Source organism: Kitasatospora sp. NPDC058063 (genome assembly GCF_042885395.1).
GTDB classification, from domain to species: domain Bacteria; phylum Actinomycetota; class Actinomycetes; order Streptomycetales; family Streptomycetaceae; genus Kitasatospora; species Kitasatospora lactacystinica.
This window is the reverse complement of record NZ_JBHVSD010000010.1, coordinates 161,075-187,124: the sequence shown is the minus strand read 5'-3', so window position 1 is coordinate 187,124 and position 26,050 is coordinate 161,075. Positions and strand designations below refer to the sequence as shown.

25 protein-coding genes are annotated in these 26,050 nt (G+C 75.2%); 12 read left to right on the top strand and 13 right to left on the bottom strand.

The window, feature by feature from the left end; translation table 11 throughout:
- The first annotated feature begins 334 nt into the window (after window positions 1-334).
- From ctaD to ACFVUY_RS19610, 4 genes are all read left to right on the top strand, one after another.
- Window positions 335-2,170, top strand: a complete 1,836-nt coding sequence (gene ctaD / locus ACFVUY_RS19625) for a cytochrome c oxidase subunit I (protein WP_387687129.1) — start codon at window positions 335-337, stop codon at window positions 2,168-2,170.
- Between the two features lie 112 nt (window positions 2,171-2,282).
- Window positions 2,283-2,816 (top strand): hypothetical protein, encoded by a 534-nt coding sequence (locus ACFVUY_RS19620; protein ID WP_387687131.1) that lies wholly within the window; start codon window positions 2,283-2,285, stop codon window positions 2,814-2,816.
- 208 nt (window positions 2,817-3,024) lie between these two features.
- The gene (locus ACFVUY_RS19615; protein ID WP_387731400.1) at window positions 3,025-3,744 is read left to right on the top strand and encodes a response regulator; all 720 of its coding nucleotides are present in this window, start codon (window positions 3,025-3,027) and stop codon (window positions 3,742-3,744) included.
- Window positions 3,745-3,937: 193 nt separating this feature from the next.
- Window positions 3,938-4,447 carry a pyridoxamine 5'-phosphate oxidase family protein gene (locus tag ACFVUY_RS19610; RefSeq protein WP_387731398.1) on the top strand — a complete coding sequence of 170 codons (510 nt, stop codon included), beginning with the start codon at window positions 3,938-3,940 and terminating at the stop codon, window positions 4,445-4,447.
- A 21-nt stretch (window positions 4,448-4,468) separates the two neighbouring features.
- Here ACFVUY_RS19610 and ACFVUY_RS19605 read toward each other — a convergent pair whose 3' ends face one another.
- The gene (locus ACFVUY_RS19605) at window positions 4,469-5,050 is read right to left on the bottom strand and encodes a TetR/AcrR family transcriptional regulator (RefSeq protein ID WP_387687139.1); all 582 of its coding nucleotides are present in this window, start codon (window positions 5,048-5,050) and stop codon (window positions 4,469-4,471) included.
- Complete coding sequence (locus ACFVUY_RS19600) at window positions 5,047-6,195, bottom strand: saccharopine dehydrogenase (RefSeq protein ID WP_387687141.1); 1,149 nt, start codon at window positions 6,193-6,195, stop codon at window positions 5,047-5,049. Before ACFVUY_RS19600 ends, ACFVUY_RS19605 begins: the two co-directional genes overlap by 4 nt.
- A gap of 38 nt (window positions 6,196-6,233) precedes the next feature.
- Here ACFVUY_RS19600 and ACFVUY_RS19595 point away from each other — a divergent pair, with 38 nt between their 5' ends.
- Entirely contained in the window at window positions 6,234-7,091 is an 858-nt protein-coding gene (locus ACFVUY_RS19595) for an alpha/beta fold hydrolase (protein ID WP_387731396.1), read from the top strand.
- Window positions 7,092-7,146: 55 nt separating this feature from the next.
- Here ACFVUY_RS19595 and ACFVUY_RS19590 read toward each other — a convergent pair whose 3' ends face one another.
- Window positions 7,147-8,844, bottom strand: coding sequence for a GAF domain-containing protein (locus ACFVUY_RS19590; RefSeq protein WP_387731642.1), 1,698 nt, complete (start codon window positions 8,842-8,844; stop codon window positions 7,147-7,149).
- A 308-nt stretch (window positions 8,845-9,152) separates the two neighbouring features.
- On the opposite strand from ACFVUY_RS19590, the gene ACFVUY_RS19585 reads away from it, so the two are divergent.
- The 3 genes from ACFVUY_RS19585 to ACFVUY_RS19575 all read left to right on the top strand — a co-directional run bounded on the left by ACFVUY_RS19585 (window position 9,153) and on the right by ACFVUY_RS19575 (window position 12,756).
- The gene (locus ACFVUY_RS19585) at window positions 9,153-10,364 is read left to right on the top strand and encodes an RNA-guided endonuclease InsQ/TnpB family protein (RefSeq protein ID WP_387687145.1); all 1,212 of its coding nucleotides are present in this window, start codon (window positions 9,153-9,155) and stop codon (window positions 10,362-10,364) included.
- Window positions 10,365-10,652: 288 nt separating this feature from the next.
- Window positions 10,653-11,504: a universal stress protein gene (locus ACFVUY_RS19580; protein ID WP_387687148.1), complete on the top strand. Its 852-nt coding sequence runs from the start codon at window positions 10,653-10,655 to the stop codon at window positions 11,502-11,504.
- A gap of 244 nt (window positions 11,505-11,748) precedes the next feature.
- Window positions 11,749-12,756 (top strand): Acg family FMN-binding oxidoreductase, encoded by a 1,008-nt coding sequence (locus ACFVUY_RS19575; protein ID WP_387731394.1) that lies wholly within the window; start codon window positions 11,749-11,751, stop codon window positions 12,754-12,756.
- A gap of 85 nt (window positions 12,757-12,841) precedes the next feature.
- Here the strand turns inward: ACFVUY_RS19575 and ACFVUY_RS19570 are convergent, their stop codons facing one another.
- From ACFVUY_RS19570 to ACFVUY_RS19560, 3 genes are read right to left on the bottom strand one after another with little or no spacing between them, the layout of a single operon-like run.
- Complete coding sequence (locus ACFVUY_RS19570; protein ID WP_387687153.1) at window positions 12,842-13,354, bottom strand: copper chaperone PCu(A)C; 513 nt, start codon at window positions 13,352-13,354, stop codon at window positions 12,842-12,844.
- A 50-nt stretch (window positions 13,355-13,404) separates the two neighbouring features.
- The gene (locus ACFVUY_RS19565) at window positions 13,405-15,642 is read right to left on the bottom strand and encodes a heavy metal translocating P-type ATPase (RefSeq protein WP_387687155.1); all 2,238 of its coding nucleotides are present in this window, start codon (window positions 15,640-15,642) and stop codon (window positions 13,405-13,407) included.
- Window positions 15,639-15,800, bottom strand: a complete 162-nt coding sequence (locus ACFVUY_RS19560) for a hypothetical protein (protein WP_387731392.1) — start codon at window positions 15,798-15,800, stop codon at window positions 15,639-15,641. The genes ACFVUY_RS19565 and ACFVUY_RS19560 overlap by 4 nt, the downstream gene beginning before the upstream one ends.
- Window positions 15,801-16,198: 398 nt before the next feature.
- On the opposite strand from ACFVUY_RS19560, the gene ACFVUY_RS19555 reads away from it, so the two are divergent.
- Entirely contained in the window at window positions 16,199-17,965 is a 1,767-nt protein-coding gene (locus ACFVUY_RS19555; RefSeq protein WP_387731389.1) for a TROVE domain-containing protein, read from the top strand.
- On the opposite strand, the gene ACFVUY_RS19550 is transcribed toward ACFVUY_RS19555, so the two are convergent.
- The gene (locus tag ACFVUY_RS19550) at window positions 17,903-18,304 is read right to left on the bottom strand and encodes an NTP pyrophosphohydrolase (RefSeq protein ID WP_387687160.1); all 402 of its coding nucleotides are present in this window, start codon (window positions 18,302-18,304) and stop codon (window positions 17,903-17,905) included. The genes ACFVUY_RS19555 and ACFVUY_RS19550 overlap by 63 nt on opposite strands.
- A gap of 150 nt (window positions 18,305-18,454) precedes the next feature.
- Here ACFVUY_RS19550 and ACFVUY_RS19545 point away from each other — a divergent pair, with 150 nt between their 5' ends.
- Window positions 18,455-19,234: an MBL fold metallo-hydrolase gene (locus ACFVUY_RS19545; RefSeq protein ID WP_387687162.1), complete on the top strand. Its 780-nt coding sequence runs from the start codon at window positions 18,455-18,457 to the stop codon at window positions 19,232-19,234.
- Window position 19,235: 1 nt separating this feature from the next.
- Here ACFVUY_RS19545 and ACFVUY_RS19540 read toward each other — a convergent pair whose 3' ends face one another.
- Window positions 19,236-19,649 carry a PPOX class F420-dependent oxidoreductase gene (locus tag ACFVUY_RS19540; protein ID WP_387731387.1) on the bottom strand — a complete coding sequence of 138 codons (414 nt, stop codon included), beginning with the start codon at window positions 19,647-19,649 and terminating at the stop codon, window positions 19,236-19,238.
- 54 nt (window positions 19,650-19,703) lie between these two features.
- Window positions 19,704-21,053 (bottom strand): D-alanyl-D-alanine carboxypeptidase family protein, encoded by a 1,350-nt coding sequence (locus ACFVUY_RS19535; RefSeq protein WP_387731384.1) that lies wholly within the window; start codon window positions 21,051-21,053, stop codon window positions 19,704-19,706.
- Between the two features lie 189 nt (window positions 21,054-21,242).
- Here ACFVUY_RS19535 and ACFVUY_RS19530 point away from each other — a divergent pair, with 189 nt between their 5' ends.
- On the top strand, window positions 21,243-21,440 hold the full coding sequence (locus ACFVUY_RS19530) for a hypothetical protein (RefSeq protein ID WP_380544189.1): 198 nt from the start codon (window positions 21,243-21,245) through the stop codon (window positions 21,438-21,440).
- A 98-nt stretch (window positions 21,441-21,538) separates the two neighbouring features.
- On the opposite strand, the gene ACFVUY_RS19525 is transcribed toward ACFVUY_RS19530, so the two are convergent.
- The 4 genes from ACFVUY_RS19525 to ACFVUY_RS19510 form a co-directional block, all read right to left on the bottom strand.
- Window positions 21,539-22,342, bottom strand: a complete 804-nt coding sequence (locus ACFVUY_RS19525; protein WP_387731382.1) for a L,D-transpeptidase family protein — start codon at window positions 22,340-22,342, stop codon at window positions 21,539-21,541.
- A 104-nt stretch (window positions 22,343-22,446) separates the two neighbouring features.
- The gene (locus ACFVUY_RS19520; protein ID WP_387731380.1) at window positions 22,447-23,244 is read right to left on the bottom strand and encodes a hypothetical protein; all 798 of its coding nucleotides are present in this window, start codon (window positions 23,242-23,244) and stop codon (window positions 22,447-22,449) included.
- Window positions 23,231-23,755 carry a SigE family RNA polymerase sigma factor gene (locus ACFVUY_RS19515; RefSeq protein ID WP_387731377.1) on the bottom strand — a complete coding sequence of 175 codons (525 nt, stop codon included), beginning with the start codon at window positions 23,753-23,755 and terminating at the stop codon, window positions 23,231-23,233. Before ACFVUY_RS19515 ends, ACFVUY_RS19520 begins: the two co-directional genes overlap by 14 nt.
- A 161-nt stretch (window positions 23,756-23,916) precedes the next feature.
- A complete protein-coding gene (locus ACFVUY_RS19510) occupies window positions 23,917-24,810 on the bottom strand; it encodes a TetR/AcrR family transcriptional regulator (RefSeq protein WP_387731375.1) in 894 nt (297 codons plus the stop codon).
- An 81-nt stretch (window positions 24,811-24,891) separates the two neighbouring features.
- Between ACFVUY_RS19510 and ACFVUY_RS19505 the strand changes: the two genes are divergently transcribed.
- A complete protein-coding gene (locus tag ACFVUY_RS19505) occupies window positions 24,892-25,743 on the top strand; it encodes a siderophore-interacting protein (protein WP_387731372.1) in 852 nt (283 codons plus the stop codon).
- The last annotated feature ends 307 nt before the right edge of the window (window positions 25,744-26,050 follow it).

Here is a 26,050-nt window from a genome sequence, read left to right as displayed (position 1 = left end):
GCGCCGCCGGGCGGGCGTACGGGACGGTGGGGAAGGGCGCGTTCCGGCGGTTCTCGACCGGGGCTCCGCGCCGCGGTGAGCGCGGCCCGAGCGGGCGGCGATCCGGGCACGCGGCCGCCGACGGCCGGTCAGGACGTGCCGGGCGGGCTGCCGGGAGGTGTTGGCCGGCCGGTCGGGAGGTCCCGGGTACGCGGTCGGGAGGTCCCGGTCGGGGCCCGGGAACTCGGGCCCAGCGGCCCCGGGCGGGCGGGCCGAAGGGCCCTGGGGTGCGGAGGGCACCTGTTCGGATCATGGAGCGCCATCCATTCGCACGACGTTCCGAAGGAGTGCGTCCTTGAGCGCCACCCAGGCACAGGGCGACCCCACCTCACCGCCAACGGCCCTCCCCGCAGGGACGGCCAGGGCCAGGAGGCCCGGTTCGGCCCTGGTCAGACTGCTGACCACCACCGACCACAAGACGATCGGCACCATGTACCTGGTGTCGTCGTTCGCGTTCTTCCTGATCGGCGGCATCCTCGCCCTGGTCATGCGCGCCGAACTCGCCCGGCCCGGAACGCAGATCCTCTCCAACGAGCAGTTCAACCAGGCCTTCACCATGCACGGCTCGGTGATGCTGCTGCTGTTCGCCATGCCGCTGTTCACCGGCTTCGCCAACTGGATCATGCCGCTCCAGATCGGCGCGCCGGACGTCGCCTTCCCACGCCTGAACATGCTGTCCTACTGGCTGTTCATGTTCGGCTCGCTGATCGCCGCGGCCGGCTTCGCGACCCCGGGGGGCGCCGCCGACTTCGGCTGGTTCCTCTACGCGCCGCTGTCCGACGCGATCCACTCGCCCGGCGTCGGCGCCGACATGTGGATCATGGGCGTGACGCTGTCCGGCTTCGGCAGCATCTTCGGCGCCGTCAACTTCATCACCACCATCATCTGCATGCGCGCTCCGGGCATGACCATGTTCCGGATGTCCATCTTCTGCTGGAACGTGCTGCTCACCTCGGTGCTGGTGCTGCTGGTCTTCCCGGTGCTGGCCGCCGCGCTGCTGGCGCTGGAGTGCGACCGCAAGTTCGGCTCCCACGTCTTCGACCCGGCCAACGGCGGGGCGATGCTCTGGCAACACCTGTTCTGGTTCTTCGGGCATCCCGAGGTGTACATCCTGGCGCTGCCGTTCTTCGGGATCGTCTCCGAGGTCATCCCGGTGTTCAGCCGCAAGCCGATGTTCGGCTACTCCGGCCTGATCGCCGCGACGGTGGCCATCGCGGGCCTGTCGGTGACGGTGTGGGCGCACCACATGTACGTCACAGGGCAGGTGCTGCTGCCGTTCTTCTCCTTCATGACCTTCCTGATCGCCGTCCCGACCGGGGTGAAGTTCTTCAACTGGGTCGGCACCATGTGGCGGGGCTCGCTGAGCTTCGAGACACCGATGCTCTGGACGGTCGGCTTCCTGGTCACCTTCCTGTTCGGCGGCCTGACCGGCGTGCTGCTCGCGGCCCCGCCGATCGACTTCCACGTCTCCGACTCGTACTTCGTGGTCGCCCACTTCCACTACACGCTGTTCGGCACCGTGGTCTACGCGATGTTCGCCGGCTTCCACTTCTGGTGGCCGAAGATGACCGGCAAGAAGCTCGACGAGCGGCTCGGCCGGATCACCTTCTGGACCCTGACGGTCGGCTTCCACGCGACCTTCCTGGTCCAGCACTGGCTGGGTGCCGAGGGCATGCCGCGCCGGTACGCGGACTACCTGGCCTCGGACGGCTTCACCACCCTGAACACCTTCTCCACCATCGGTTCGTTCCTGCTCGGCCTGTCGATCCTGCCGTTCCTCTACAACGTTTGGAAGACCGCCAAGTACGGCGAGAAGGTCACCGAGGACGACCCGTGGGGCTGGGGCCGCTCGCTGGAGTGGGCCACCTCCTGCCCGCCGCCGCGGCACAACTTCGTCAAGCTGCCGCGGATCCGCTCCGAATCCCCGGCGTTCGACCTCCACCACCCGGACATCGCGGCCATGGACGTCCTGGCGCACAGCGGCAAGCCCGCCACGCACCTGGGCGACGTGGAGCCGACGAAGTACGACCGGCCGCTGAGCCGGGCGGACCGGGCGGCCGCCGCCGTCGCGGTCAAGGCCCCGCCCTCCGAGGCCGCCGCGTCCACCGAGTCACCCTCCTCGGGCGGCTGAGCCCGCCCCTCGAACGCCGTCCCCGCCCGCGTCGCTGCCCCCGGGCGGGCGGGGACGGCCCCCTTCTCCCCTTCTCCCCTCCCCACCCCTTCGTGACCAGGAAGGCCGGGTCGTGAACCACACCGTTCTCGCCATCGGCACCGCCGCCCTCACCGCGAGCGGCTGTGTCTGGTACCTGCCCGCCATCGCCGACCTCCAGGCCGGCGCCGACCGGCCCCGATCCACCCGTACGGCCGCCGCGGCCTGCGTGCTGTGGTGGGCCGGGCTCGCGCTCGCGGGCGGGCTGCTGCTCGTCGTGCCGGACTGGCGGCCCGCCGCGCAGATCGCGCTCGCCGGACTGGTCGGCGGCACGGCGCTGCGGCTGCGGGCCCTGTGGGACCGCCGCCGGGAGGTGAAGGAGACCGCGGCCCGCTGGGCCGCCCTGGACGCCGGGCCCGCCCCGCGCTCCCACCGGCCGCCGGCCCTGGCCCTGGCCGGGTGGCTGGTGGTCGGCGCGGCCGTCGCCTCGCTCGGGGCGGTCGCCATCCTGGTGTCCGGCGGCGGCGAGGTCGTGCCCCGGGTGGTGCTCGCGGCGGTCAGCGGCGCGGGCATCGCGCTCGCCTTCCTGCTGATGGGGCTCGGGAACGTACGACGGCAGGGGCGCTGAGGACGCTTGGGCCGGCGCGCCTCCCGAGCGGCCCGGCGGACCCTGAAGAGACCTGAAGAGAACCGCAGGACCGGCCCCGGCCCGGCCCGGGCCGTGTGGCCCGGCCGGAATGGGGCCGTTGGGCCCTGGGCCCGCGGCCGGGTCCGGGGGATGATGCCCTGGGCCCCGCTGGGAGTGTGCGGGGGTGCGACGAAGGTGGAGCCGCGTGATGGCGACCAAGACGGAGGGTGCCGGGGCTCCGGCTCCGGTCCGGGTGTTCCTGCTGGACGACCACGAGGTGGTGCGCCGCGGGGTGCACGACCTGCTGGACTGCGAGCCGGACCTGGAAGTGGTCGGGGAGGCGGCGACGGCCGAGCAGGCGCTCGTCCGGGTGCCCGCGCTGCGGCCCGACGTGGCCGTGCTGGACGTCCGGCTGGGCGACGGCGACGGTGTCTCGGTCTGCCGTGAGCTGCGCTCGCGGATGCCCGGGCTGGCCTGCCTGATGCTGACCTCCTTCGACGACGAGGAGGCGCTGCTGGACGCCGTGATGGCGGGCGCCGCCGGGTACGTGCTCAAGCAGATCAGCGGGACCGACCTGGTCGCCGCCGTCCGCACCGTCGCCTCCGGCCGCTCGATGCTCGACCCCGGCGCCGCGACCCGCCTCCTGAACCGCCTGCGCAGCGACGCCGAGCCCGCCCAGCCGGTCACCACCGGACCTGGCCTGACCGTGCGCGAGCAGGAGGTCCTCGAACTCATCGGCGAGGGCCTGACCAACCGGCAGATCGGCGAGCGGCTCTACCTCGCCGAGAAGACCGTCAAGAACCATGTGTCGCGGCTGCTCGCCAAGCTCGGCGTCGAGCGGCGGGTGCAGGCCGCCCTGATCGCCACCGAGCTGCGCCAGGCCTCCGCGGCCGCGCAGCCTTCCGTGCTGCGCACCGGCCGGGGCTGAGCCCGGCCGTTCGCGGCCGTTCGGCACCGGTTGCGGCCGCTCGGTGCGATTCGGTGCCGTTCGGAGCCGAACGGCCCTTCGCCCCCGGGCCTGGGACCCGGGGCCGACGGCCCGCCGGGCGGGGCTCTCGCCGGGCCCGGCCGGGACCATCGGCCCTCGCGGCCCGGCCCGGGCCCGGGCGAGCATCGCTCGCATGAACCGCGACCACGTCCCGTCCCCCCGGCCCGTTCCGTACGACCCGCCCGTCCCGTACGCCCCGCCCGCTCCGGCCGTCGCGTACGACGGCCCGGCTCCGTTCGACCGGCCCGTTCCGTCCGGCCGCCCTGTTCCGCAGGACCGGCCCGACCTGCCGGAACTGCGCGAACTCGACCGGAAGCGGTCGCTGGAGCTGCTGGCCCGGGCCGAGGTCGGCCGGGTGGTCTACACGGTCGACGCCCTCCCGGCCGTCCTGCCGGTGCCGTTCCGGCTGGCCCCCGGCGGTGTGCTGCTCTCGGCACCGGCAGGCTCCGAACTGGCCCGGGCGGTGGACGGCGCGGTGATCGCCTTCGAGGCCGACGAGGTGGACGGCCGGGACGGCTCCGGCTGGTTCGTCACCGTCCTCGGCCGCGCGCAGGTCCGCCCGGCGGCCAGGGCGGCCGATCCGGGCGGCACGGTCCGCATCCGCATCCGCCCGGAACTGGTCATCGGCCGGTGCCTGGCCTGAGCCGGCGGCCCCGAGGCGTCCTCACGGCCCCAGCAACGCCAGGGCGGTGCGCAGGAGTTCGGCGTCCGCCGCGGCGTCCGCGGTGCCGGCCAGGCCGGAGCGGAAGAGCGAGGCGCCCTCGATCAGCATGACGAACACCTGGGCGCGGGCGTGCCGTTCCTCCTCGGTCAGGGCCGGTTGGCGTTCGGCGAGGAAGCAGGCGACCAGCTCCCGGTAGCGGTCGTAGAAGGCCCGGACGGTGGCGGCCACCGAGGGGTCGCGGGCGGCCAGCGCCCACAGCTCGGCGAACAGGCGGACCAGGCGCACGTCCTGCTGCTCGGCGAGCAGTTCGCGGAGCAGGGCGTCCTCGTCGCGGCCCGGGTCGAGCAGCGGCGCGAGCCGTTCCACCGAGCGGGCGAGGACGCGCTCCAGCACGGCGGCCACCAGCTCGGCGTGGGTCGGGAAGTAGTGCTGGAGGTGGCCGAGGCGGACGCCCGCGGCGGCGGCCACCGCCCGCATGGACAGTTCGGTGCCGCCCGCGGTGACGAGCAACTCCTCCGCGGTGTCCAGCAGTTCCTCCCGCCGCTGGGCGCCCTTGCCGCTCAGGCCCCGGACGCTGCTCATGCCGCCGCCGCCGTGCCGCGCCGCTGGTCGGCCGCGGTGGCCGTGACGGTGACGGTGACGCCCAGGGCCGCCAGGTCCTCCAGGACCTGCCCGGGGCGCGGGGTCTGCTCGGGGAAGGCCACCCCGGCGGGCGGCGGGGCGCCGTCCGTGCCGAGCGCCCGGCGCAGCGCCAGCAGGGCGCCGACGGCGGTGAGCCGGGCCTGGCCGCCCCGGTCCTCGACGGTGGCGGTGAGGGCGCGTCCGCCGGAGGCGACGTCGGTGCGCAGCAGGGCGGTGCCGCCCTCGCCGGGGGAGTGGAGCAGGGCGCGGCGGGCCGGCTCCCAGCGGTCGCCGCGGCCCCAGCGGAAGAAGCCGGCGTGCCGGGCCGCGAGCAGGGCGGTGGTGGAGGAGCGGGAGCTGAAGCCGATCCGGGTGGCGGCGGTGGTGGTGCCCAGCGTGAGCGGGAGGGTGAACTGCTCGGGGGTGTCGATCCCGGCGACCAGGGTCGGGGTGTCGCCGATGCGGACGGTCCGCGGGCGGCTGAGCGGGGCGACGGAGCGGCGTCGGCCGTCCTGGATCACCTCGTAGTCGAGTCCCAGGCGGTCCATGAACTCCACCGAGTCGGCGCCGGCCCGGTCCGCGAGGTCCCAGCGGATGGCGGTCTCGATCCGCTCGGCCCCGCCCAGCCGGTCCGCCAGGGCGGCGGCGACCAGGCTGGTCACCCCGCCCATCCAGGCCGAGGAGAGCAGCACCGGGGCGGTCGGGCGCAGCAGGGCGGCGAGCGTCGCCGCGCGCTGGAGCCGGGCGGTCCAGCGGGTGACGTCCACGTACGGGACGCCCGCGCGGACGGCGGCCCGCAGCACCCGGTCGTCCGGGTCGTTGACCACCCCGACCACGGCCCGGACGGCGGCGGTGAACGGCTCGGGGTCGGCGAGGTCCCAGCGGCGGACGGTGGTGTCGTCCAGTTCGGCGGCGAGGGCGGCGCCGCGCTGCTCGGAACGGCCGGTGAGCAGCAACGGCCAGGTGGGGGAGGCGAGTCGGGCGAGTTCGGCGCCGACGGTGCCGTAGCCGCCGACCAGCAGGACGGGGCCGTCGGGGTTGTGGCTGAGGCGGTCCGAGGGGAAGGTGGGGTGTGCGGAGAGATCTGTGACGGATGTGGGGCTCATGGAGACAAATATAGGTCAGCCGACCTAAAATTTTCGTCATGACATACTCCGATTCCTCCGAACAGACCTTTGACCTGCGTTCCTTCGACAGCGGCCACGGCCGCCTCGCCTACCTCGACGCCGGTACGGGCGAACCCCTGGTGCTGCTGCACGGCGGCCTGCTGGACCGCCGGAGCTGGGCCGACCAGCTCCCCGCCCTGCTGCCCGAATACCGGGTGATCGCCCCGGACACCCGCGGCCACGGCGCCTCCGACAACGCCGGCCGGCCCTTCCGCCCCGCCGACGACCTGGCGGACCTGCTGCGCCACCTCGGCCTGGGCCCGGTGACCGTGATCGGGCTCTCCATGGGCGGGACGATCGCCCTCGACCTCGCCCTCGAACACCCCGAACTGGTCCGCGCACTGGTGATCAGCGGCAACGGCACCAGCGAATCCGAGTTCACCGACCCGTGGCTCGGCGAACTCGCCGCCCACCAGACCGCCGCGCTCGCCGAGGGCGACGCCGAGGCCTGGCTCGACTCCTTCACCAGCCTCGCCTCCGGGCCGCACCGCCGCCTGGACGAGGTCGACCCGGAGGTGGTGCGCCGGCTCAAGGAGATGACCCGGAGCACCGTCGCCAAGCACACCCCCGACGAGCCCCAGTACCTGGTGCCGGTGACCGACACCTGGAAGCGGCTCACGGGGATCACCGTCCCGCTGCTGGCGATCAACGGCGGCATCGACTCCGTGGACCACATCAACCTGGCCGAACGGGTCGTGCGCACCGTCGTCGAAGGCCGCGCGGTGATCGTCGAGGGCACCGGGCACTACCCCAACATGGAACGGCCGGAGGAGTTCAACAGCCACCTCCTCGGCTTCCTGCGCACCCTGCCTGCCCTGCCTGCCCTGCGCGGCTGACGGCTGACGGCTGACGGCTGACGGGAGGCGGGAGGTGGCGGGAGGCGGGAGGGCCTCAGGACCCGATCGGGGCCTCCCAGACCAGCCGGGTGCCGCCGCCCTCGGCCGGGTCGACGGTGAAGGAGCCGCCGACCCGGTCGGCGCGCTCGGCCAGGTTGCGCAGCCCGCTGCGCCGCCCGCCCTCGGGCACGCCGACGCCGTCGTCCGTCACGCTCAGCGCCACCCGCCCGGCCAGGGCGCGCAGCGTCACCTCGACCCGGGACGCCTTGGCGTGCCGGGCGGCGTTGCTGAGCGCCTCGGCGAGGACCGCGACCACGTGCCCGGCCAGCTCCTGCGGCACGTCGGTGTCCAGCAGGCCCTCCATGCTCAGCCGGGGCGGGAAGCCGAGCGTGCCCTGGGCGTCGGTGACCACCCGGGTGGCGCGGGCGCGCAGGCCGCGGTCGGGCTCGCTGTGGGCGCGCAGACCGAAGATGGTCGAGCGAATGATCTTGATGGTCTCGTCCAGGTCGGCCACCGCCCGGGCCACCCGGTCCGCCGCGGCCCGGCTCTCGATCAGCCGACCCGCGCTCTGCAGCGTCATCCCGGTCGCGAACAGCCGCTGGATCGCCAGGTCGTGCAGGTCCCGGGCGATCCGGTCGCGGTCCTCCAGCAGGTTCAACTGCTCGGCGTCACGCCGCCGTTCGGCCAGCTCCAGGGCCAGCGCCGCCTGGTCGGCGAAGCCCAGCAGCGGGCCCGTCTCCTCCGGCCCGAACGCCGGCTGACCCTGCGCCCGGGCCAGCAGCAGCACGCCCCGCCCGTACCCGGCACCCGTACCCAGCGGCACCGCCACCGCCGCGCCCAGCCCGTCGAAGCGGCCCGCCGGACCGGCCGGGAAACGGGTGTCGCAGGCCAGCTCGTCACTGGTGGCCGGCGAGCCGGAGGCGTACGCGGCGCCCGACAGCGTGCCGTCCACCGGCACCGTCACCCCCAGCCGCGCCGACGGTGTGCCACCCAGCGCGACCTCCACCGTCAACTCCTCGGCCCGCTCCTCCGGACCGGCCAGCGCCACCGAGACGTCCGCCAGCTCGGCGCCCGAGATCTCCCGCGCCCGACGGGCGATCAGCTCGACCACCTCCAGCCGCGGCGCCCCCGACAGCAGGCTGCGGGTGATCTCGGTGCTCGCCCGCAGCCAGCGCTGACGCAGCTGCGCCTCCTCGTACAGCCGGGCGTTGTCGATCGCCACACCGGCCGCGACCGCCAGGGTGGAGATCACCGCCTCGTCGTCCTCGTCGAAGTCCAGCCCGCCGCGCTTGTCCGTCAGGTAGAGGTTGCCGAACACCTCGCCGTGCACCCGCACCGGCACCCCCAGGAAGGTGTGCATCGGCGGATGGTTCGACGGGAAGCCCACCGAGGCCGGGTGGTCGGACAGCACCGGGCAGCGCAGCGGCCGCGGCTCGCGGATCAGCTCGCCCAGGATGCCCCGGCCCGACGGCGGCGGGCCGATCTCGGCGATCTCCTCCTCCGTCAGGCCCACCGTCAGGAACTGCGACAGCGTGTGCCCGTCCGGCCCGATCACCCCGAGCGCCCCGTACCGGGCGTCCACCAGATCGGCGGCGGCCTCCACGATCCGGTGCAGCGCCTGCGCCAGGTCCAGCTCCCGCCCGACCGCCAGCACCGCCTCCAACAGGCTGTGCACCCGGTTCTGGGTGCCGCGCGCCGCGTCGATCCGCCACTGGAGCTCCTCCAGCAGCTCGTCCAGGCGCAGCCGTGGCATCCGCGCGCCGCCACCCGCCGCGCTGCCGTCCGCTCCGCCCACCGCTGTCCTCCTCGTCGTGCTGCCCTGACCGGCCCGTCCACCGTCCGGACGCGCCCCGTCCGCCCCGCGGACGGCCGCCCCCACCGCCCGACCCGACTCGGGTGCCGTCCGACCAGCGGGATTGTCCGGATGACACGATAGACCGCCCGCTCTGTCCCGCTCCGGGCCGGGGAGGGGTTCGGTGACCGCTCCGGAGGGGCTGCGGTGTCAGTGGCGTGTGCAAGGCTTCCGTTGATGACAGGACGGAACGGAGCCACGGTGAGGTGATGACGACGGGGCAGGAAGCCATGGAGAGCGCGGGACTCGCCCGTTTCACCTACCGGCTGCGCGTGTCGTCCGGTGCGCTGGCTCACCTCCACGCCGAGTGGGGCAGATGCCGGTGGGTGTGGAACGAGTGCGTCGCGAAATCCAAGCAGGTCCACGACCGTAACCGTGACCGTCCGGAGGGCGGACGGTTGACCTGCGGCCCGGCGCAATTGGACCGGATGCTGACCGGGGCCCGTGCCGTCAACCCGTGGCTGCGTGCGGGAGCCAGTGTTCCGCAGCAGCAGACTGTCCGGGACTTCGGGAAGTCCCGGACAAAGGCGCAGAAGGACCTGCGCGAGCGGGTACCCGCGCGGCGGCGGGCGGGAATGCCGAAGCACAAGAAGCTCAAGGACAGCCGTCCATCCTTGAACTACACCCGTCGGGGTTTCCGGATCAGGGAGGGGCGATTGCACCTCGCCGGCGGCATTGTGCTGGCGGTGGTGTGGTCCCGAGAGCTTCCTGCCGATCCGTCGTCGGTGCGTGTCTACCAGGACGCGCTCGGGCACTGGTACGCGAGTTTCGTCGTCCCCGCCAGTGTCGAGAGGCTTCCCCCGGTAGGATCGGCGATCGGCATCGACTGGGGTGTGACGGTCACGGCCACGACCACGAGCGAAGCTCATGACCTCCCCCACGCCGAGCACGGCAAGCGGGCGCAGAAGACGATGTCCCGCTACGACCGGATGATGGCCAGGCGCAGGCCGAAGAAGGGCCAGCCCGGATCGAAGGGTTACCGCGAAGCCGTGCGTCTGCGTGCCAAGGCGCACAAGAAGGTCGCTCGGCAGCGTCAGGACACCGGCCGGAAGTGGGCGAAGAACGTCGTTCGGGATCACGACCGGATTGCGGTGGAGGATTTCCGACCGCGGTTCCTGGCCGAGACGACCATGGCGAGCAAGGCGGCCGACGCCGCGATCGGTAGCGCCAAGGCGGCGTTGGTCGAGATGGCCCGGAAGCACGGCCGGACGGTGTACCTGGTCAACCCGGCGTACACCACGATGGACTGCGGGTACTGCGGGGCGAGAGCCAAGCACCGCTTGCCGCTGTCCCTACGCACCTTCACTTGTACGGCGTGCGGTTTCTCTTGTGCGAGGGACAAGAACTCCGCCCGCGTGATGCTGAACCGGGCAGGTCTGGACCCGGCTGGCGTTGAATGCGTAGGACGCGGCGGTCCGTAGGACAGCCGCGCGGCACGAGTCAGGAATCCCCTGCCCGACGACGGCTCCGTCACCAGGGAGGGGAGCGGTCAAGGTAGTGCCCCGGTGTCGGTGGTGGGGACAGCGGGGTCGGCCGTAGGCTCCGTCGGGCGGGCCTTTCGTCCCGCCGCGCAGGGTCCTGCGGCCTCTGCCGCCGGGCCGCGCGCAGCTGCCAGGGTGGGGGAGGAGCGGACGGGGCGTCAGAGCGCACCGCGGCCCGCACCGAACCGCCGAGCGTCGACGACCTGTCGACAGTGTGGAGGAACAGTCATGACGTCAACCGTGCTGGCCGGGGTCGACGGATCGCCGCAGAGCGCCGCGGCCGCCCACTGGGCCGCCGCCGAGGCGGTGCGCCGGGGCGCCTCGCTGCGCCTGGTGCACGCCTGGCCGTGGCTGACCGACGGCGTGTCCTCCTTCGCCGAGGAGGACGACCTGCCCGAGGCCGTCCGCCGCACCCTCGCCGGGGCCGCCGAGGACATCCGCGGCCTGCACCCCGACCTGGCCGTGGAGACCGACGCCGTCCTGGACGCACCGGTGGACGGCCTGCTGGCCGCCGCCGCGGAGGCGGAGCTGCTGGTGCTCGGCTCGCGCGGCCGCGGCGGCTTCACCGGCCTGCTGCTGGGCTCGGTCAGCATGTCGGTGGCCGGGCGCAGCACCGTGCCGCTGGTCGTGGTGCGCGAGGAGGGCGAGGCCGGCGCGGGCGAGGTGGTGGTCGGCGTCGACGCCCACACCCCCGAGACCGAGGTGCTCGACTTCGCCTTCCGCGAGGCGGCCCTGCGCGGCGCCCGGGTCCGGGCGGTGCACGGCTGGGAGCTGCCGCCGGTGTTCGGCTACGCGGGCGGCGCCGTCCCGGCGGCCGAGCTCGCCCAGCTGGAGGCGCTGGAGGCCAAGCTGCTCTCGCTCGCCCTGGCCGGTCCGCGCGAGCAGCACCCGGAGGTGGAGGTGGTCGAGGACGTGCAGATCGGCGCCGCCCGCGCCCTGGTCGAGGTCTCCGCCGGCGCCGCGCTGGTCGTGGTCGGCCGGGGCCGCCGCCCGGTCGAGTTCGGGCCCCGGCTCGGCCGGGTCGCGCACGCCGTCCTGCACCACGCCGAGGCCCCCGTCGCGGTCGTCCCGCACGGGTGATGGACGGCCCGTCCGGTGGATCCGCCCCCGTCCCGATCCACCGGACGGGCCCGACCGCCTCCCGCCCGGGCCTCCCGAGCGGGAGGCCCCGGCCCGGCAGCCGCGAGGACGGGCCCAAGGGCCCTGTCCCCGGACCGGTCGGGGCGCGCACGCTCGAAAGCAGCGGGACCCGCGGGCCCCGTGCAGCCGAACCCCGCGGTTGAAGCCGAAGCCTCGCGGTTGAAGGTTGAAGGAGTGGATCGCCATGACGCTCGACCCGGCTCTCACCCAGATGCTCAGTACGGCCGACCTGCGCCTGCTCGCCGCGGCCGGCGGCGCGGCGCCCTCGCTGCACAACAGCCAGCCCTGGCGCTTCGCGCCGACCCCGGACGGGCGCGGGCTCGCCGTGCACGCCGACACCGGGCGTTCCGTACCGCTGGCCGACCCGGTCGGCGCCGCGGTGCACATCGCGGTCGGCGCGGCCGTGTTCAACCTGCGGGTGGCGGCCGGCCGGCTGGACCGGGAACCGCAGGTCCGGCTGCTGCCGGAGGCCGCCGAGCCCGGCCTGCTCGCCGTGCTCGACCTCTCCCGGCCGGCCGTCGAGGAGACGCCCTTCGGCCGCGACCTCTACCCCGCGATCGCCGCCCGGCACTCCAGTCGCGAGCCCTTCACCCAGCGCGACGTCCCCGAGGCGGTGATCGGCGAGCTGATGGCCGCCGCCCGCGAGGAGGGCGTCGCGCTCGCCGCACTGGAGGAGGACGGCGTACGGCGGGTGCAGGCGCTGACCGCCGAGGCCGAGCGCCGCATCGCCGCCGACCCGGCCCGCGTCGCCGAGTCCCGCTCCTGGCTGCGGTCCGACGACGGCACCGCCGAGGACGGCATCCCGCAGGCCGCGCTCGGCCCGCAGGACCACGACGCCCGGGTGCCGATGCGCGAGTTCGCCGGCCGCCCGCCGGAGGCGCCCGCGCAGCCCTCCCGGCGGTTCGAGGCGCTGCCCCAGCTGTGCACCCTCACCACCCCCGGCGACGGCCCGCTGGACTGGCTGCGCACCGGGCAGGCGCTGGAGCGGGTCTGGCTGCTGGCCACGGTGCACGGCGTCCGGCTCACCATTTGGCACCAGGCGATCGAGTGGCCGGACATTCGCTGGGCGCTGCGCGACCCGGCCGCCGGGCCGGGCCACGTCCAGCTGGTGCTGCGGGCCGGCTACGGCCCGCCCGGTGCGGCGACCCCGCGGCGGACGGTGGAGGAGACGCTCGGGGAGCGTCCTGCCTGAGCCGAGCGTCCTTCCCGGAGTGTCTCCCCCGGCCCCTGGGCCTCGAAGCCGTCGGGCTTCGGGGCCCAGGGGCCTTCGGGGACGGTCAGCGCGGCCGTTCGGCCGCGGGCAGCACCTGGGCGGCGAGCCGCAGCGACGGACTGTGCCGGAAGGTGAGGGTGAACTCCACCCACTGGCCGGCCCGCAGCGGCGGCGGCTCGGCGATCATCAGGTCCGCGTCCTCCGGGGTCATCCGCAGTTCGCCGCGGCCCGGCACCGGCAGCGCCGAGGCCGGCTCCCAGCGGCCCGCCGCGCCCTGGTGCAGGTGCCGCTTCAACGTGATCCGGCCGCCGAACTCCCAGGAGGCGCCGGTCAGTTCGTCGGGAACATCGCCCGGATTGCGGACCGTGAAGAAGGCCGCCGTGGCGGAGGCCGCACCCGCCGCCGGCAGCAGCACCCAGCCCGGTTCGGCCGTCACCGGGAGGGCGCGGCCGGCCCCGCCGACCGCCGTCCACCCGGTGAGCAGGACCAGGGCCAGGGCCGCCGCGCCGACCGGCGGGCCGGCCACCGCGAGACGCCCGGCGGCCCTCGCCGCCGTCCTCCCCCTCGCACCTGTCACACCTGTCATACCTGTCACGCCCTTCGCACCCGTCCTGTTCTTCGCGCCCCTCACCGCCGTCCTCCCCGGCGCTGTCCCCGCCCCGGCTCCCAGGTGCGCAGCCGCAGGCTGTTGCCCACCACGAGCAGCGAGCTGAGCGACATCGCGACCGCCGCCAGCATCGGGTTGAGCAGCCCGACCGCCGCCAGCGGGATCAGCACCAGGTTGTAGCCGAAGGCCCAGAGCAGGTTGGCCCGGATGGTCGCCAGGGTCTGCCGCGCCAGCCGTACGGCGTCCACCACCGCCTCGATGTCGCCGCGCACCAGGGTCAGCCCGGCCGCGCCGATCGCGGCGTCGCTGCCGGAGGCCAGCGCCACCCCGAGGTCCGCCGAGGCCAGGGCCACCGCGTCGTTGACGCCGTCGCCGACCACCGCCACCGTCCGTCCGGCGGCGCGCAGTTCGGCCACCACCTCGGCCTTGCGCTCGGGGGAGGCCGAGGCGTGCACCCGCTCGATGCCCAGCTCGGCCGCCACCGCCCGCGCGGCGCCCGGGCCGTCCCCGGTCAGCAGGACGGTCTCCAGGCCCAGCCCGCGCAGCCGGTGGAGCGCCCGCCAGCTGCCCGATCGCAGGGTGTCGCCGACCACCAGGACGGCCGCCGGCCGCCCGTCCAGCTCGACCGCGACGGCCGTACGGCCCTCCTCCGCGGCCTGCGCGGCCGCCTCGGCCAGGGCCGGCGGCAGGACGGAGTCGTCCGGCCGCACCACCCGCACGGCCCGGCCCTCGACCGTCCCGGACACCCCGAGCCCGGTGGTGGCCGCGAAGCCGTCCACGGCCGCCGGCGGCCCGCAGCGCTCCCGGGCCGCCGCCGCGACGGCCCGGCCGATCGGGTGCTCGGAGCGGTGCTCGACCGCGCCGGCCAGCCGCAGGGCCTCGTCCTGGGCGAGGCCGTCGGCGGTGGTGACGGCCGCCAGCTCCATCCGTCCGGTGGTCAGTGTCCCGGTCTTGTCCATCACCACGGTGTCCACCCGGCGCAGGCTCTCCAGCACCTCCGGGCCGCGCACCAGCACGCCCAGTTCCGCGCCCCGCCCGGTCGCCGCCAGCAGTGCCGTCGGTGTGGCCAGCCCGAGCGCGCACGGGCAGGCCACCACGAGCACCGCGACCGCCGCCGTCACCGCCGCCTGCGGGGCCGCGCCCGCGCCCAGCCAGAAGCCCAGCACGCTCGCGGCGATCGCGAGCACGCAGGGCACGAACACCCCGGCCACCGCGTCCGCCAGCCGCTGCGCCCGCGCCTTGCCGGCCTGGGCCTGCGCCACCAGCGCGGTGATCCGGGCCAGTTGGGTGTCCGCGCCGACGGCCGTGGCCCGGACCACCAGGGCGCCGCCCACGTTGACCGTCGCACCCGCCACCACGGCGCCCGGGCCGACCTCGACCGGCACGCTCTCCCCGGTCAGCAGGCTCAGGTCGAGCGCCGAACCCCCTTCGACCACCACCCCGTCGGTGGCCACCCGCTCGCCCGGCCGCACCACGAACTCCTGCCCGGGCAGCAGCAGTTCGATCGGCACCAGGCGCTCCTCGCCGTCCGCCCCGCGCAGGCACACCTGCTTGGCGCCCAGCTCGGCCAGCGCCCGCAGCGCGGACCCGCTGCGCCGGCGCACCCGGCCCTCCAGCAGTCGCCCGGCCAGCACGAACAGCGGTACGCCGACCGCCGCCTCCAGGTACACGTGCGCGGTGCCGCCGCCGTCGGCGGTCAGCGAGAACGGCATCCGCATGTCCGGATCGCCGGCCCCGCCGAGGAACAGCGCGTACGCCGACCAGCCGAAGGAGGCCACCACACCCAGACTGACCAGGGTGTCCATGGTCGCCGCCGCGTGCCGCAGCCCCCGCAGGGCCCGGCCGTGGAAACCGGCCGACCCCCAGGTCACCACCGGGACGGCGAGCGCGAAGCAGACCCACTGCCAGGCGGTGAACTGCGCCGACGGCACCATCGACAGCACCAGCACCGGGACGGCCAGCAGGGCGGTGACCAGCAGCCGCCACCGCTCGTCCGGCTCCTCGGCCGCCATCCCGACCGGAGCCCCCGCGGGCAGCGGCTCGGCGGTGTAGCCCGCCCGTTCGACCGCCGCCACCAGTTCCGCGACCGGGATCCCGGCCGGGTGCAGCACCCGGGCCCGCCCGGTCGCCAGGTTCACCCCGGCCGTCACCCCGTCGATCCGGGCCAGCCGCTTCTCCACCCGGCCCACGCAGGCGGCGCAGGTCATCCCGCCGACCGCCAGATCGGTGGCGACCACGGGCTCGGCGACGGCGCTCACCGCATCCCGCCCATGTCGTGCCCGCCCATTCCGGGCGACGCCCCGCCCCCGCCGCTCGGCCGCAGCCCGGGCGCCACCGGCCCCACCTGCCGGCCCTCCCCGTAGGCCACCACGAACACCACCACCAGCAGCAGGAGGAACCCCGCCAGCACACTCAACGGCCGGACACCCGGCGACTTCGCACTCACCTCCCAGCAGTCGGACACGACCGCGGAACGGTTCCCGTACGGTCCGAAACAGAGGCGCGAATAATCGGATGACGAGCCGCGGCCCGACCGGGTAGCGTCCGGGACGGCGCCTCCCGATGCGCCTGGCCCCGGTTACTTCCTTTTCGAAAACCATCAAGTGACACCGGTGCCGATTCTGATCCCGGGAGGCGCCCGTCCCGGCCCGCGCTCGGTGTGCCCGTGCCCGTGCCCGTGCCCGTGCCCGTGCCGGTCCCGGCACGCGCCGGTTTCGGCCCGCGCCCGTCCCCGCGTGCCCCGTCTCGCCCTTCCCCTCCCGCCTCGTCCTTCCCTCCCGCTCCGGCCCGACCACCCACCAGGGGGACCTCTGCATGACCCGGTTCAACCGCCAACGGACCAAGGCCGCCACCAGGGCCGAGATCCAGCGAGAACTACCGGGACTCACCGCACGGGGGGTGCCCTCCCCGCTCTCCACCCACGGCCAGTGGCCGATCCCGGAGGTCCGGCACCTGCGCTCGGCGCCGCCGCCGGTCGTCCGGCGCACCGCGGCCACCCCGGGAGGGACGGCCGCCCCGGGGACGGCCGTCACCAACCACCAGGGCGGCACCGGCTACCTCCGGGAGCCGAAGGAGGAGCTGTTCCTCCTCGCCGTCTCCCACCTGTTCGGCCAGGAGAGCTTCTACGAGTCGGCCGTCGAACGCGACGAGCGGTACGTGCGGCTGATCCGCGAGCACGCCGTGAGCGACCCCGAGTGGACCCTCGGGCTGCTGCGATGGCTGCGCACCGGGTTCCGCGTCCGGACGGCCGCCCTGGTCGGGGCCGTCGAGTTCGTCCACGCCCGGTCGGCGGCCGGCGCCGCCGGGTACTCCCGGCAGGCCGTCGACGCGGTGCTCCAACGCCCCGACGAGCCGGGCGAGTTGCTGGCGCACTGGACCGGCCGGTACGGCCGTCGGCTGCCCCAGCCGCTGCGCCGCGGCATCGGCGACGCGGTCCGCCGGCTCTACACCGGCCGCGCGCTGCTGAAGTACGACACGCCCTCGCGCGCCTTCCGCTTCGGTGACGTCCTGGAGCTCACCCACCCCGCGCCCGACCCGGACAAGCCCTGGCAGGGCGCGCTGTTCCGGTACGCCCTGGACCGCCGCCACCGCCCGGACCGCGCCCTGCCGCCCGCCGACCAGCGGCTGCTGAGCGCCCACCACGCGCTGCTCGGCGTCCCGCCGGCCGACCGCAGGGCGCTGGTCACCGAGCCCGGCGGCGCGCAGCGCCTCGCCGAGGCCGGGATGACCTGGGAGGCCCTGGCCGGCTGGCTGCAGGGCCCGCTGGACGCCGCCGCCTGGGAGGCCGTCATCCCCTCGATGGGCCCGATGGCGCTGGTGCGCAACCTCCGCAACTTCGACCAGGCCGGGGTCGGCGACGAGCCGGCGGCGCGGGCGGCCGGCCGGATCGCCGACCCGGAGGAGGTCCGGCGCTCCCGGCAGTTCCCGTTCCGCTTCCTCGCCGCCCACCGCGCCACCGGCTCGTCACGCTGGTCCGAGCCCCTGGAGACCGCCCTCGGGCACTCGCTGGCCGGGGTGCCCGCGCTGCCCGGCCGCACCCTGGTGCTGGTGGACCGCTCGTCCTCGATGTTCGACCTGCCGTCGGCCCGGACCCGGCTGAACCGGGCGGACACCGCCGCCGTCTTCGGCACCGCGCTGGCCCTGCGGGCCGAGCGGGCCGACCTGGTCCAGTTCGGCACCGGCAGCCGGGCGGTCGAACCGGAACCCTCGGTGCTGCGGACCCTGGGGCTCTTCCGCGACCTGGGCGGCACCGACACGGCCGGCGCGGTCCGCCGGCACTACCGGGACCACGACCGGGTGGTCGTGGTCACCGACGAGCAGGCCCACTGGTCGAGCGCCGACCCGTTCGCGTCCGTCCCCGAGGACGTCCCGGTGTACACCTGGAACCTGGCCGGCTACGCCGTCGGCCACACCGCCCCCGGCCCGCGCCGCTACACCCTCGGCGGCCTCAGTGACGCGTCCTTCGCGCTGATCCCGCTGCTGGAGAGCGGCCAGGACGGCGGCCACCCCTGGGAGCGGTCAGCTCCGCACACTGCGCGGCCCGGTCACCCCGGCACCCAACACGCCGACCCGGGACCGTAGTTCACGGTCAGCGGTGACCACCAGGCAGGTCCGCTCCGGAGCCTCGGTACGGGCCGCGCGGACCAGCTCCACGATCCGGTCGTCCCCGCTGCCGCTCGCCGCGACCACCCGCACCCCGGCCACCCCGTCGACGCCCCGGGCCGCGCCCTCCACCACCAGGACCACCTCCAGCGGGCCGGGCAGCTCCGGCACGCCCCGGGCGGCCACCGCGACCAGCCCGTCCCGCAGCCGCTCGGCGGCGCCCCGCCGGTCCCGCCACCAGCCGTCCGGCACGGAGCCGACCACGTTCGCGCCGTCGACGACCAGCAGGGGGAGCGGCCCGGCCGCGTTCTCGTCCATGGCCGCCAGCCTGCCACGTCGTCGCCCCGCGCCCGGCCGCGGGCACGTGCCGGGCCGCGCGCACGCGGCTCGGCCGAACCGGGGACGCGCCCGGCATGTCCGGCATGTGCTGCCGGGCGGCCGCACGGCGGTCGGGTAGGCAACGGGCCCATGGAGACACGCATCGACGAGATCGCCGAACGCATCTACCGGGTCTCGACCTTCGTCCCGGAGATCGCCCCGCCCACCGGGTTCACCTTCAACCAGTTCCTGGTCGACGCCGAGGAGCCGCTGATCTTCCACACCGGGATGCGCCAACTGTTCCCGGTCGTCTCGGAGGCGATCGGGAAGGTGGTGCCGCTGGAACGGCTGCGCTGGGTGACCTTCGGGCACGTCGAGGCGGACGAGTGCGGGGCGATGAACGAGTTCCTCGCCGCGGCACCGCACGCGCGGGTGGCGCACAACACGCTGGGCTGCCTGGTCTCGCTGAACGACCTGGCCGACCGTCCGCCGGTGCCGATGGACGACGGCGAGGTGCTGGACCTCGGCGGGCGCCGGGTGCGCCGCCGGCTGCGCAACATCAACACCCCGCACGTGCCGCACGGCTGGGAGGCACGGGTGCTGTTCGAGGAGCAGACCCGCACCCTGTTCTGCGGAGACCTGTTCACCCACCTCGGCAACGGGCCCGCCGTCACCGACGCCGACCTGGTCGAACCGGCCCTGGAGTCCGAGCGGCTGTTCCGCCAGACCTCCTGCCTGACGGCCGCCGCGGCCGCGCTGCGCTCCCTGGCCGAGCTGCGCCCGCGCACCCTGGCGGTGATGCACGGCTCCTCCTTCCAGGGCGACGGCGCGGCCGCGCTGAACGCCCTGGCGGACGGGCTGGAGGAGCGGTTCGGGCCGGAGTCGGAGTTCGTCGGGCTGCCCAGCGTGCTGGCGGGCCCGCACCCGTAACTCAGTCCGAGAGCGTGATCCGGATGCCGACGGTGCCGCGCTCGCCGCGCCGCAGCCGGCTGCCGAGCAGGGTGAGCACGCCGAGCAGGCCGTACTTCTGGCGCAGCAGCGTGCGGTAGGCGGCGGTGCGCTCGGGGCCGAGGATCTCGGCGGTGGCGGGGTACTGGTCGCCGGTCGGGTTGCCCTTGACGTCGCAGGGGCCGACCAGCACTTCCGCGCGGTTGCGGATCCGCTTGACCTTCCAGGAGTCCGCGACGGTCCAGACGCCGAGCGCCTCCCCGTCACGCACCACCCACACCGGGGTCGGTACAGTGCTGCCGTCCTTCTTGTACGTGGTGACGAGCAGGTAGCTCCCGGAGGAGAGCCGGACGATCCGGGAGAGCCGGTCCGCGGCGGAGGGGTCGGGCGTGGTCATGGCCGGAAGTCTAGGGCGTGTCCGACCATTCCCGCCGGGTACCCTCCTCGCCGGTCAGTCGGATCCGGGTCGGTGGGTTCGGGCGCGGGGGCGGGCGCTGCGGACCAGCGTGCGGGCGTGGCGGACCACGCGGTGCCGGCCGCGGCCACCGACGCCGGTGGCGCCCCCGACGGAGGTCGCGCCGCCCCCGCCGTACGCGGGGACGGGGACGGCCGGGGCGGGCGCGGCCCGGCGGCGGGCGGCGGTGCGGGCGGTGGCCCAGGCGGCGAGCGCGGTGCCGAGGGCCGCGGCGGTCCAGACGGCGGCGGCGAAGCCGGAGTCGGAGCTGCCGGCCACCGGCGGTCGGGACCAGGGCGGGAGCTGGTCGACGGCCTCGGCCTCGGCCCCGGCGGAGGGGGAGCGCGAGGGGCCGGCGGGCTCGTCGACCAGTTTGCCGACCGGCTGGACCTTCCCGGCGGCCGCGAAGCCCCAGTCGAGCAGGCTGGCGGCCTCGTCGTACACCTTGCCCTGCGCCTCGGGGTGCATCACCGTCACCAGCAGGGTGCGGCCGTCGCGTTCGGCGGCGCCGGTGAAGGTGGCGCCCGCGTTGGTGGTGTAGCCGTTCTTGACGCCGATCAGGCCGGGGTACTTGCCGAGCAGCTTGTCGGTGTTGGCGATGTCGAAGCTGGTGCGCCGGCCGGTGGTCTTGTCCAGCCCGCCGGGGAAGCTCGCGGTGCGGGTGGAGCAGTAGGAGCGGAAGTCGGTGTTGTGCAGCCCGGCCCGGGCGAAGAGCGTGAGGTCGTAGGCGGAGGAGACCTGGCCGTCCATGTCGTAGCCGTCTGGGGAGACCACATGGGTGTCCCGGGCCTGGAGGGCCCGGGCGCGCTCCTGCATCTCGGTGACGGTCCGCTGGATGCCGCCGTTCATGTGGGAGAGGACGTGGACGGCGTCGTTGCCGGAACTGAGGAAGACGCCCCGCCAGAGGTCCTCGACCCGGTAGGCCAGGTTCTCCTTGACGCCGACCAGGCTGCTGCCGGCGCCGAGGCTGGCGAGTTCGGCCGTGGTGACCTTGTGTTCCAGGCCCCGGTCGAACTTGGGCAGCACGGTGTCCGCGAACAGCATCTTGAGGGTGCTGGCCGGGGGCAACGGCAGGTGGGCGTCACGGGCGGCGAGCACCTCGCCGGTGGCCGCGTCGGCGACCAGCCAGGAGCGGCCGGTCAGTTCGGACGGCAGGGCCGGCGCTCCGGCGAGCGGCTCGACCTGGACGGCCTGGCGGCCGAGCCGCTCCCCGCCGACGGCGGGGACGGAGTCCTGGGCGAGGGCCGCCGGGGCGGCGACGGAGAGCACCAGGGCGGCACAGGCGGCGGTCCCGGCCGCGGCCCTGGTGACGTACGGGGACTTCTGCTGCTCACGCTTGGGCTGCACACGGCGAACGTACCCGCGCCGCCGCCGGGCCGCCGGGCCTGCTGCTCCGTCCGGAGTTCTGCGGACGCGTGCGGAGCCCGGGGGCCGCCCGGAGCCGTGCGGACCGTGCGGAAGGGACGACTTTGGTGGCGCGGGTCCGCACCGAAAGTCGGACGTCCGGCGACCGGCCGCCTTCCTAGGCTCGGGGGCATGAAGACCCTGCTCGGCTACCTCGGTTCGGTGTTGATCGTCGGCGGCGCCTCGGGCCTGTTGTCCACCTGGATCGAGGGCTTCCGGCTGTTCGGCTTCGTCCGGGTCCTGGTGCCGGCGGGCCACGAGATCGCCGGGTACGCGACCCTGGTGGTGCTCGGTGTCCTGCTGACGCTCCCCGCCGCCCGGCACGGTTAGCGGGGTGGGGTGGGGCGGCCGGGCGGCGGGGAGCGGTGGCGCGGCGGCGAACCGCGGTGCGGCCGCCGCCGACGGGGTCCGCACCGGGCGCCCGGCCCTCAGCGGGCCAGGGCCGGGGCGTCGCCCATGACCACCACCGGGTGCAGGGCGGGGTCGAGGGCGAGGAGCAGTTCGCGCATCCGGTCGGGGGTCAGGCCGATGCAGCCGTGGGTGGGCCCGCCGTGGTCGACGTGCAGCCAGATGCCACCGCCGTACTGCCCGCCGCGCGGGCGGCGCCGGTCGAGCGGGGAGGCGCCGGGCACGCGGTTGTAGTCGATGGCCACCACGAAGTCGAAGGCCCCGGCGAGTGGCTCGCCCGCGAAACCGGTGCCGGAGATGCTGAAGTCGTCGGTGTGGTCGTAGGGCAGCCGGGTGCCCGGGTCGGGCAGGCGTCCGCCGGCGTCGCCGAGGGTGAACACGCCGATGGGCGAGCGCAGATCGCCCTCGTGGTGGTCCGAGGTCCAGCCGTGCAGGGCGTTGCGGGTGGGCCAGGTCGGGCCGGCGAGCCAGCCCGTGCCGTCGTCGCGGTAGAGGACGGCGCGGCCGGTCGAGGCGTCGGGGCCGTCGCCGGTGACGACCAGCGCCTGCCGCGTCCCGGCGGGCACGGCCGCCAGCAGGCGGGGCCCGATCCCGGGCAGTCGGCGCGGCAGTTCGGGCGGAGCGGGCCGGGCGGCCACGGCGGCCGCGGTGGGGTGCGGCGTGGGCGCTGCGGGCGCGGGGGCGCCGGGGGCGCCGGGGGCGCCGGGGGCGCCCGGGGTGTCGGGGACGGCCGCGGCCGGCGGCACGGGCCCTGCGGCGGTGTTGGGCGCGCAGCTCACGAGGAGCAGCGCCAGCCCGGCCAGGGCGCGACGGGGTAGGGACATGGCGGTTCGGCCTTCGGGACAGGAGCTTCCGGAAAGGAACTCGGGGAGAGGGGCTTCGGGAGGAGCCGGGAGAGGAACGCCGGGGAGGGAGGAGGGAGTTCGGATCAGCCGCGCGGGGTGTTCGCCGGCGTGCTGCCGCCTCCGGAGGTGGTCCGCAGGGAGTCGAGCACCTGGCGTACCTGTCGCAGTGTCGGGTCGGACGGCTCGCGCAGGCAGGCCGTCAGCTCGATCAGCGCGGGACGGCCGCCCCGGACGACGACGCGGTGCCCGACGAGCTGCCGGGTGCCGCCGTACGTCGTGCAGAACGCCTCGGGCCTGCCCTCGGTGAGGGTGGCCGGGCCTGCGGCGGCCTGCTGGATCCGGGCCTGGTCGTCGACCAGTTGGAGCATGACGAAGGCGTCGTCGGCGGTGAGCGGTCCGACGGGCACGCAGAGGCCGCCCTCCGGGCAGGACGACTTCACGTCGAGCGGGTGGGTGGCCAGGAAGCCGATACCGTCCCGGGGGTCGTCGGTGAGGCCGTCGCGGGTGCGCCAGCCGTGCGGTACGTCGACGGACACGTCCGGCAGGGCCGGGAAGCGGAGGGTCGCCTCCGGGGGCGGGACCGTGGCCACGGCGGACGGTGCCGCCGCTGGCCCCGCGGCCGCTCCTCGTTCCGGGGCCGGGGCGACGGCCGGTGCGGCCGCCAGCGCCGCGGCGACCAGCCCGCCGGTCAGTCCGGCGCCGATCGTGGCGGTCCGCCGCCGGGAGCGGGTGCGGGCGGCGCGGGCGCGGACCCGGTCCATCCGGTCCTCGGGGGCGTCCAGGTCCGGTACGGCCCGCTGGAGCAGGAACCGCAGCTCCTGTTCCTCGTCGCCGCCGGCGGGCCCGTGCGCGTCCGGGTCCAGCAGGTCACATCCGGTCACGGTGTCCTCCGTCCAGCAGCAGTTCCCGGGTGGGCAGCCGGCCGCGCAGGGCGGCCAGTGCGTGGTGCGTCTGGCTCTTGACCGTGCCGGTGGAGCAGCGCAGCGCCTCGGCGGTCTCCTCCACGCTGAGGTCCTCGAAGAAGCGCAGCACGACCACGGCCCGCTGACGCGGCGGCAGCGCCCGGACGGCCTGGGCGACGACCCGCCCGACCACCACGTCCTCGTACGGGTCCGCGCCCGGCGACGGCCGGTCCGGCAGTTCGCCGTGCGGCAGTTCCCCGGTCCAGCGGCGGCGCCACCAGGAGACGTGGCAGTTGACCAGGACCTTGCGCAGGTACGCCTCGGGACGGTCGGGGGCGATCCGCTCCCACTTGGGCCAGACCTTGGCCAGTGCGGTCTGCAGCAGGTCCTCGGCCTGGTGCCGGTCGCCGGTCAGCATCCAGGCCGTGCGCAGCAGCTTCGGTCCGCAGGCGGAGACGAACTCCTCGAAGTCCGGTGTCGCGTCCCTCATCGTGCTGTCCCCGCCATGGTGCTCGTGCCGTTCCCGTTCGCTGCGGCGGCCTGGTCGGCCGCGGTGGTGGTCTCATTCTCACGGCTGCTGAACGCGATGGGTGACGGGGCGGGTTGCCTGCCTGCGGAAAAAAGTTTTTCGGGCCGGCTCCCGGGGCCGCGTCACCGCGGATCCGTCGGGAGGCCCTCCGCCGCGATGCCGTCGAGCAGCACGGCGAGCCCGCTGCGGAAGGCCTCCCGGTGGCCGTCCTCCGGGGCGCCGCCGCCTTCGCTCTGCAGGGCGACGAGCAGGGGGAAGCGTTCCGCGAAGTCCGGGGCGAGTTCGACCAGTCGGGCGGAGCGGCCGGCCCACCAGTCCTCGTCGGTGACGCCGGTCGCGGCGGCCGCGCCGCGCGCGTCGGCGGTGGTGGCGGCCAGGCCGCGGACGAACTGCCAGAGTGCGGCGACCGCCCCGCGCAGCCGCCGGGGAGCCAGCGCGGCCGGTCGCAGCGCGCGCAACAGCGCCTCCATCGCGGCGAGTTCGGCGGGGCCGAGCACCGGGCGGGCCTGCGAGACCTGGAGCACCCAGGGGTGGCGCAGGTAGCAGTCGTACAGGTTCTCGGCCCAGGCGGTGACGGCCCCCCTCCAGTCCTCGGCGGCAAAGAGGTCGTCCGGGAGTTCGTCGGGGAGTCCGTCGGGGAGTCCGGACGGGAATTCGGCGGGGCGCTCACCGGGGTGCTCACCGGGGAGTTCGGAGGGGTATTCGGCGGGGCGTTCGGTCGGGCGTTCGACCGGGAGCTCGGCGAGCACCCGGTCGTGCATCAGGTCGAGCAGTTCGGCCTTGCCGGGCACGTAGGTGTAGAGCGCCATCGCGGTGCGGCCGAGCCGTTCGCCCACGGCGCGCATCGACAGTGCGGCCATGCCCTCGGCGTCGGCCACCGCGATTCCGGCCGACACGATCGCGTCCACGCTCAGGCCCGGCTTGGGGCCGCTGCGCCCGGTGCGCGGTTCCGCGGGCGCACCCCAGAGCAGGGCGAGCGAGCGATGGGCGTCGCCCTGTCCGGCGTAGACGGTCATCCGACATCTCCTTATGGCGTAAAGTATCGCCCCTGCGGCAACTCTTTATGCCGTAAGGTTACCAACCGAAGGGGTTTCGCGATGACATTGCCCGTCACCTTCGTCGAGGTCGTCGAGGTCCGCCGGATCACGCCGCGCACCGCCCGGATCACCTTCGCCGCCGAGGAACTGCCCGACGCCGTCGGTACCGCCCCCGACCAGCAGCTCAAGCTCTGCTTCCCCCGCCCCGGCCAGCGCGAGCCGGTACTGCCCGCCCGGCAGGACGACCCGATGGGCTGGTACCGGGCCTACCTGGCGATCCCCGAGGAGCGGCGCCCGCTGCTGCGCGGCTTCACCCTGCGCGGCCGGCGCCCCGGCACCCGGCTGGTCGAGATCGACTTCGTGCTGCACGGCGACACCGGGCCGGCCGCCGCCTGGGCGCTGCGGGCCGCGCCGGGGGACCGGCTCGGGATGGTCGGCCCCTCCGCGCTGTACGCCCCGCCGGTCCCGTTCGCCGAGGCCGCGGCGGCGGCCGACTGGGTGCTGCTGGCCGGTGACGAGACCGCGCTGCCGGCGCTCGCGACGCTGGTCGGGGCGCTGCCCGCCGGGGTGCCGGCGGTGGCGTACGTCGAGGTCGCGGACGAGGCCGAGCGGCAGCCGCTGGAGGGGCCGGAGGGCCTCGCCGTGCACTGGCTGCACCGGGACGGCGCCGCCCCGGGCGCCGTGCTGACCGGGGCCGTCCGGTCCGCCGAGCTGCCGCCGGGCCGGCCGTTCGCCTGGCTGGCCGGCGAGGCGGGGGCGGTCCGGGCGCTGCGCCGCCACCTGGTCGAGGAGCGCGGGGTGCCGAAGGCGTCCGTCGACTTCACCGGCTACTGGCGCCACCGGCTGACCCAGGACGACGCGCCGACCGCCGAGGACCTGGCGGACGTTCAGGAGCGGCTGGCCGGGTACTGACCGGGGCGGGCCGGGCGGGCCGGGCGGACCGGACGGCGGGTGGGCGGCGGTCTCGGCAGGAGCCGGACGCGCCGGTTCGCCGGGCAGGTCGTTTCGCCGGGCGGTGGCGCGGGAAGGGAGCCGCCACCGCCCTTCCCGCGGTGGAGTCGCTCCGGGGCCGGTAAGGGCCGATCGGCTGAAAGATGATGATTCGGCCCGATTTCCTCCGTGAATTTTACTGATTGATGGTCAACTTTACTTTCTGATGGGGATTTACCCCCTTGTCGTGATCCTCTCAGGTGCGTTGGAATGCGTCAGCTATCCATCT

Bases quoted from the DNA above. Each gene is read 5' to 3' on its own strand.
- ACFVUY_RS19525 (WP_387731382.1), bottom strand. From the start codon at position 22,342: ATGTCCCTACCCCGTCGCGCCCTGGCCGGGCTGGCGCTGCTCCTCGTG.
- ACFVUY_RS19580 (WP_387687148.1), top strand. From the start codon at position 10,653: ATGACGTCAACCGTGCTGGCCGGGGTCGACGGATCGCCGCAGAGCGCC.
- ACFVUY_RS19585 (WP_387687145.1), top strand. From the start codon at position 9,153: ATGACGACGGGGCAGGAAGCCATGGAGAGCGCGGGACTCGCCCGTTTC.
- ACFVUY_RS19540 (WP_387731387.1), bottom strand. From the start codon at position 19,649: ATGACCACGCCCGACCCCTCCGCCGCGGACCGGCTCTCCCGGATCGTC.
- ACFVUY_RS19595 (WP_387731396.1), top strand. From the start codon at position 6,234: ATGACATACTCCGATTCCTCCGAACAGACCTTTGACCTGCGTTCCTTC.
- ACFVUY_RS19615 (WP_387731400.1), top strand. From the start codon at position 3,025: ATGGCGACCAAGACGGAGGGTGCCGGGGCTCCGGCTCCGGTCCGGGTG.
- ACFVUY_RS19600 (WP_387687141.1), bottom strand. From the start codon at position 6,195: ATGAGCCCCACATCCGTCACAGATCTCTCCGCACACCCCACCTTCCCC.
- ACFVUY_RS19605 (WP_387687139.1), bottom strand. From the start codon at position 5,050: ATGAGCAGCGTCCGGGGCCTGAGCGGCAAGGGCGCCCAGCGGCGGGAG.
- ACFVUY_RS19575 (WP_387731394.1), top strand. From the start codon at position 11,749: ATGACGCTCGACCCGGCTCTCACCCAGATGCTCAGTACGGCCGACCTG.
- ACFVUY_RS19610 (WP_387731398.1), top strand. From the start codon at position 3,938: ATGAACCGCGACCACGTCCCGTCCCCCCGGCCCGTTCCGTACGACCCG.
- ACFVUY_RS19550 (WP_387687160.1), bottom strand. From the start codon at position 18,304: ATGGACGAGAACGCGGCCGGGCCGCTCCCCCTGCTGGTCGTCGACGGC.
- ACFVUY_RS19515 (WP_387731377.1), bottom strand. From the start codon at position 23,755: ATGAGGGACGCGACACCGGACTTCGAGGAGTTCGTCTCCGCCTGCGGA.
- ACFVUY_RS19510 (WP_387731375.1), bottom strand. From the start codon at position 24,810: ATGACCGTCTACGCCGGACAGGGCGACGCCCATCGCTCGCTCGCCCTG.
- ACFVUY_RS19530 (WP_380544189.1), top strand. From the start codon at position 21,243: ATGAAGACCCTGCTCGGCTACCTCGGTTCGGTGTTGATCGTCGGCGGC.
- ACFVUY_RS19545 (WP_387687162.1), top strand. From the start codon at position 18,455: ATGGAGACACGCATCGACGAGATCGCCGAACGCATCTACCGGGTCTCG.
- ACFVUY_RS19555 (WP_387731389.1), top strand. From the start codon at position 16,199: ATGACCCGGTTCAACCGCCAACGGACCAAGGCCGCCACCAGGGCCGAG.
- ACFVUY_RS19590 (WP_387731642.1), bottom strand. From the start codon at position 8,844: ATGCCACGGCTGCGCCTGGACGAGCTGCTGGAGGAGCTCCAGTGGCGG.
- ACFVUY_RS19505 (WP_387731372.1), top strand. From the start codon at position 24,892: ATGACATTGCCCGTCACCTTCGTCGAGGTCGTCGAGGTCCGCCGGATC.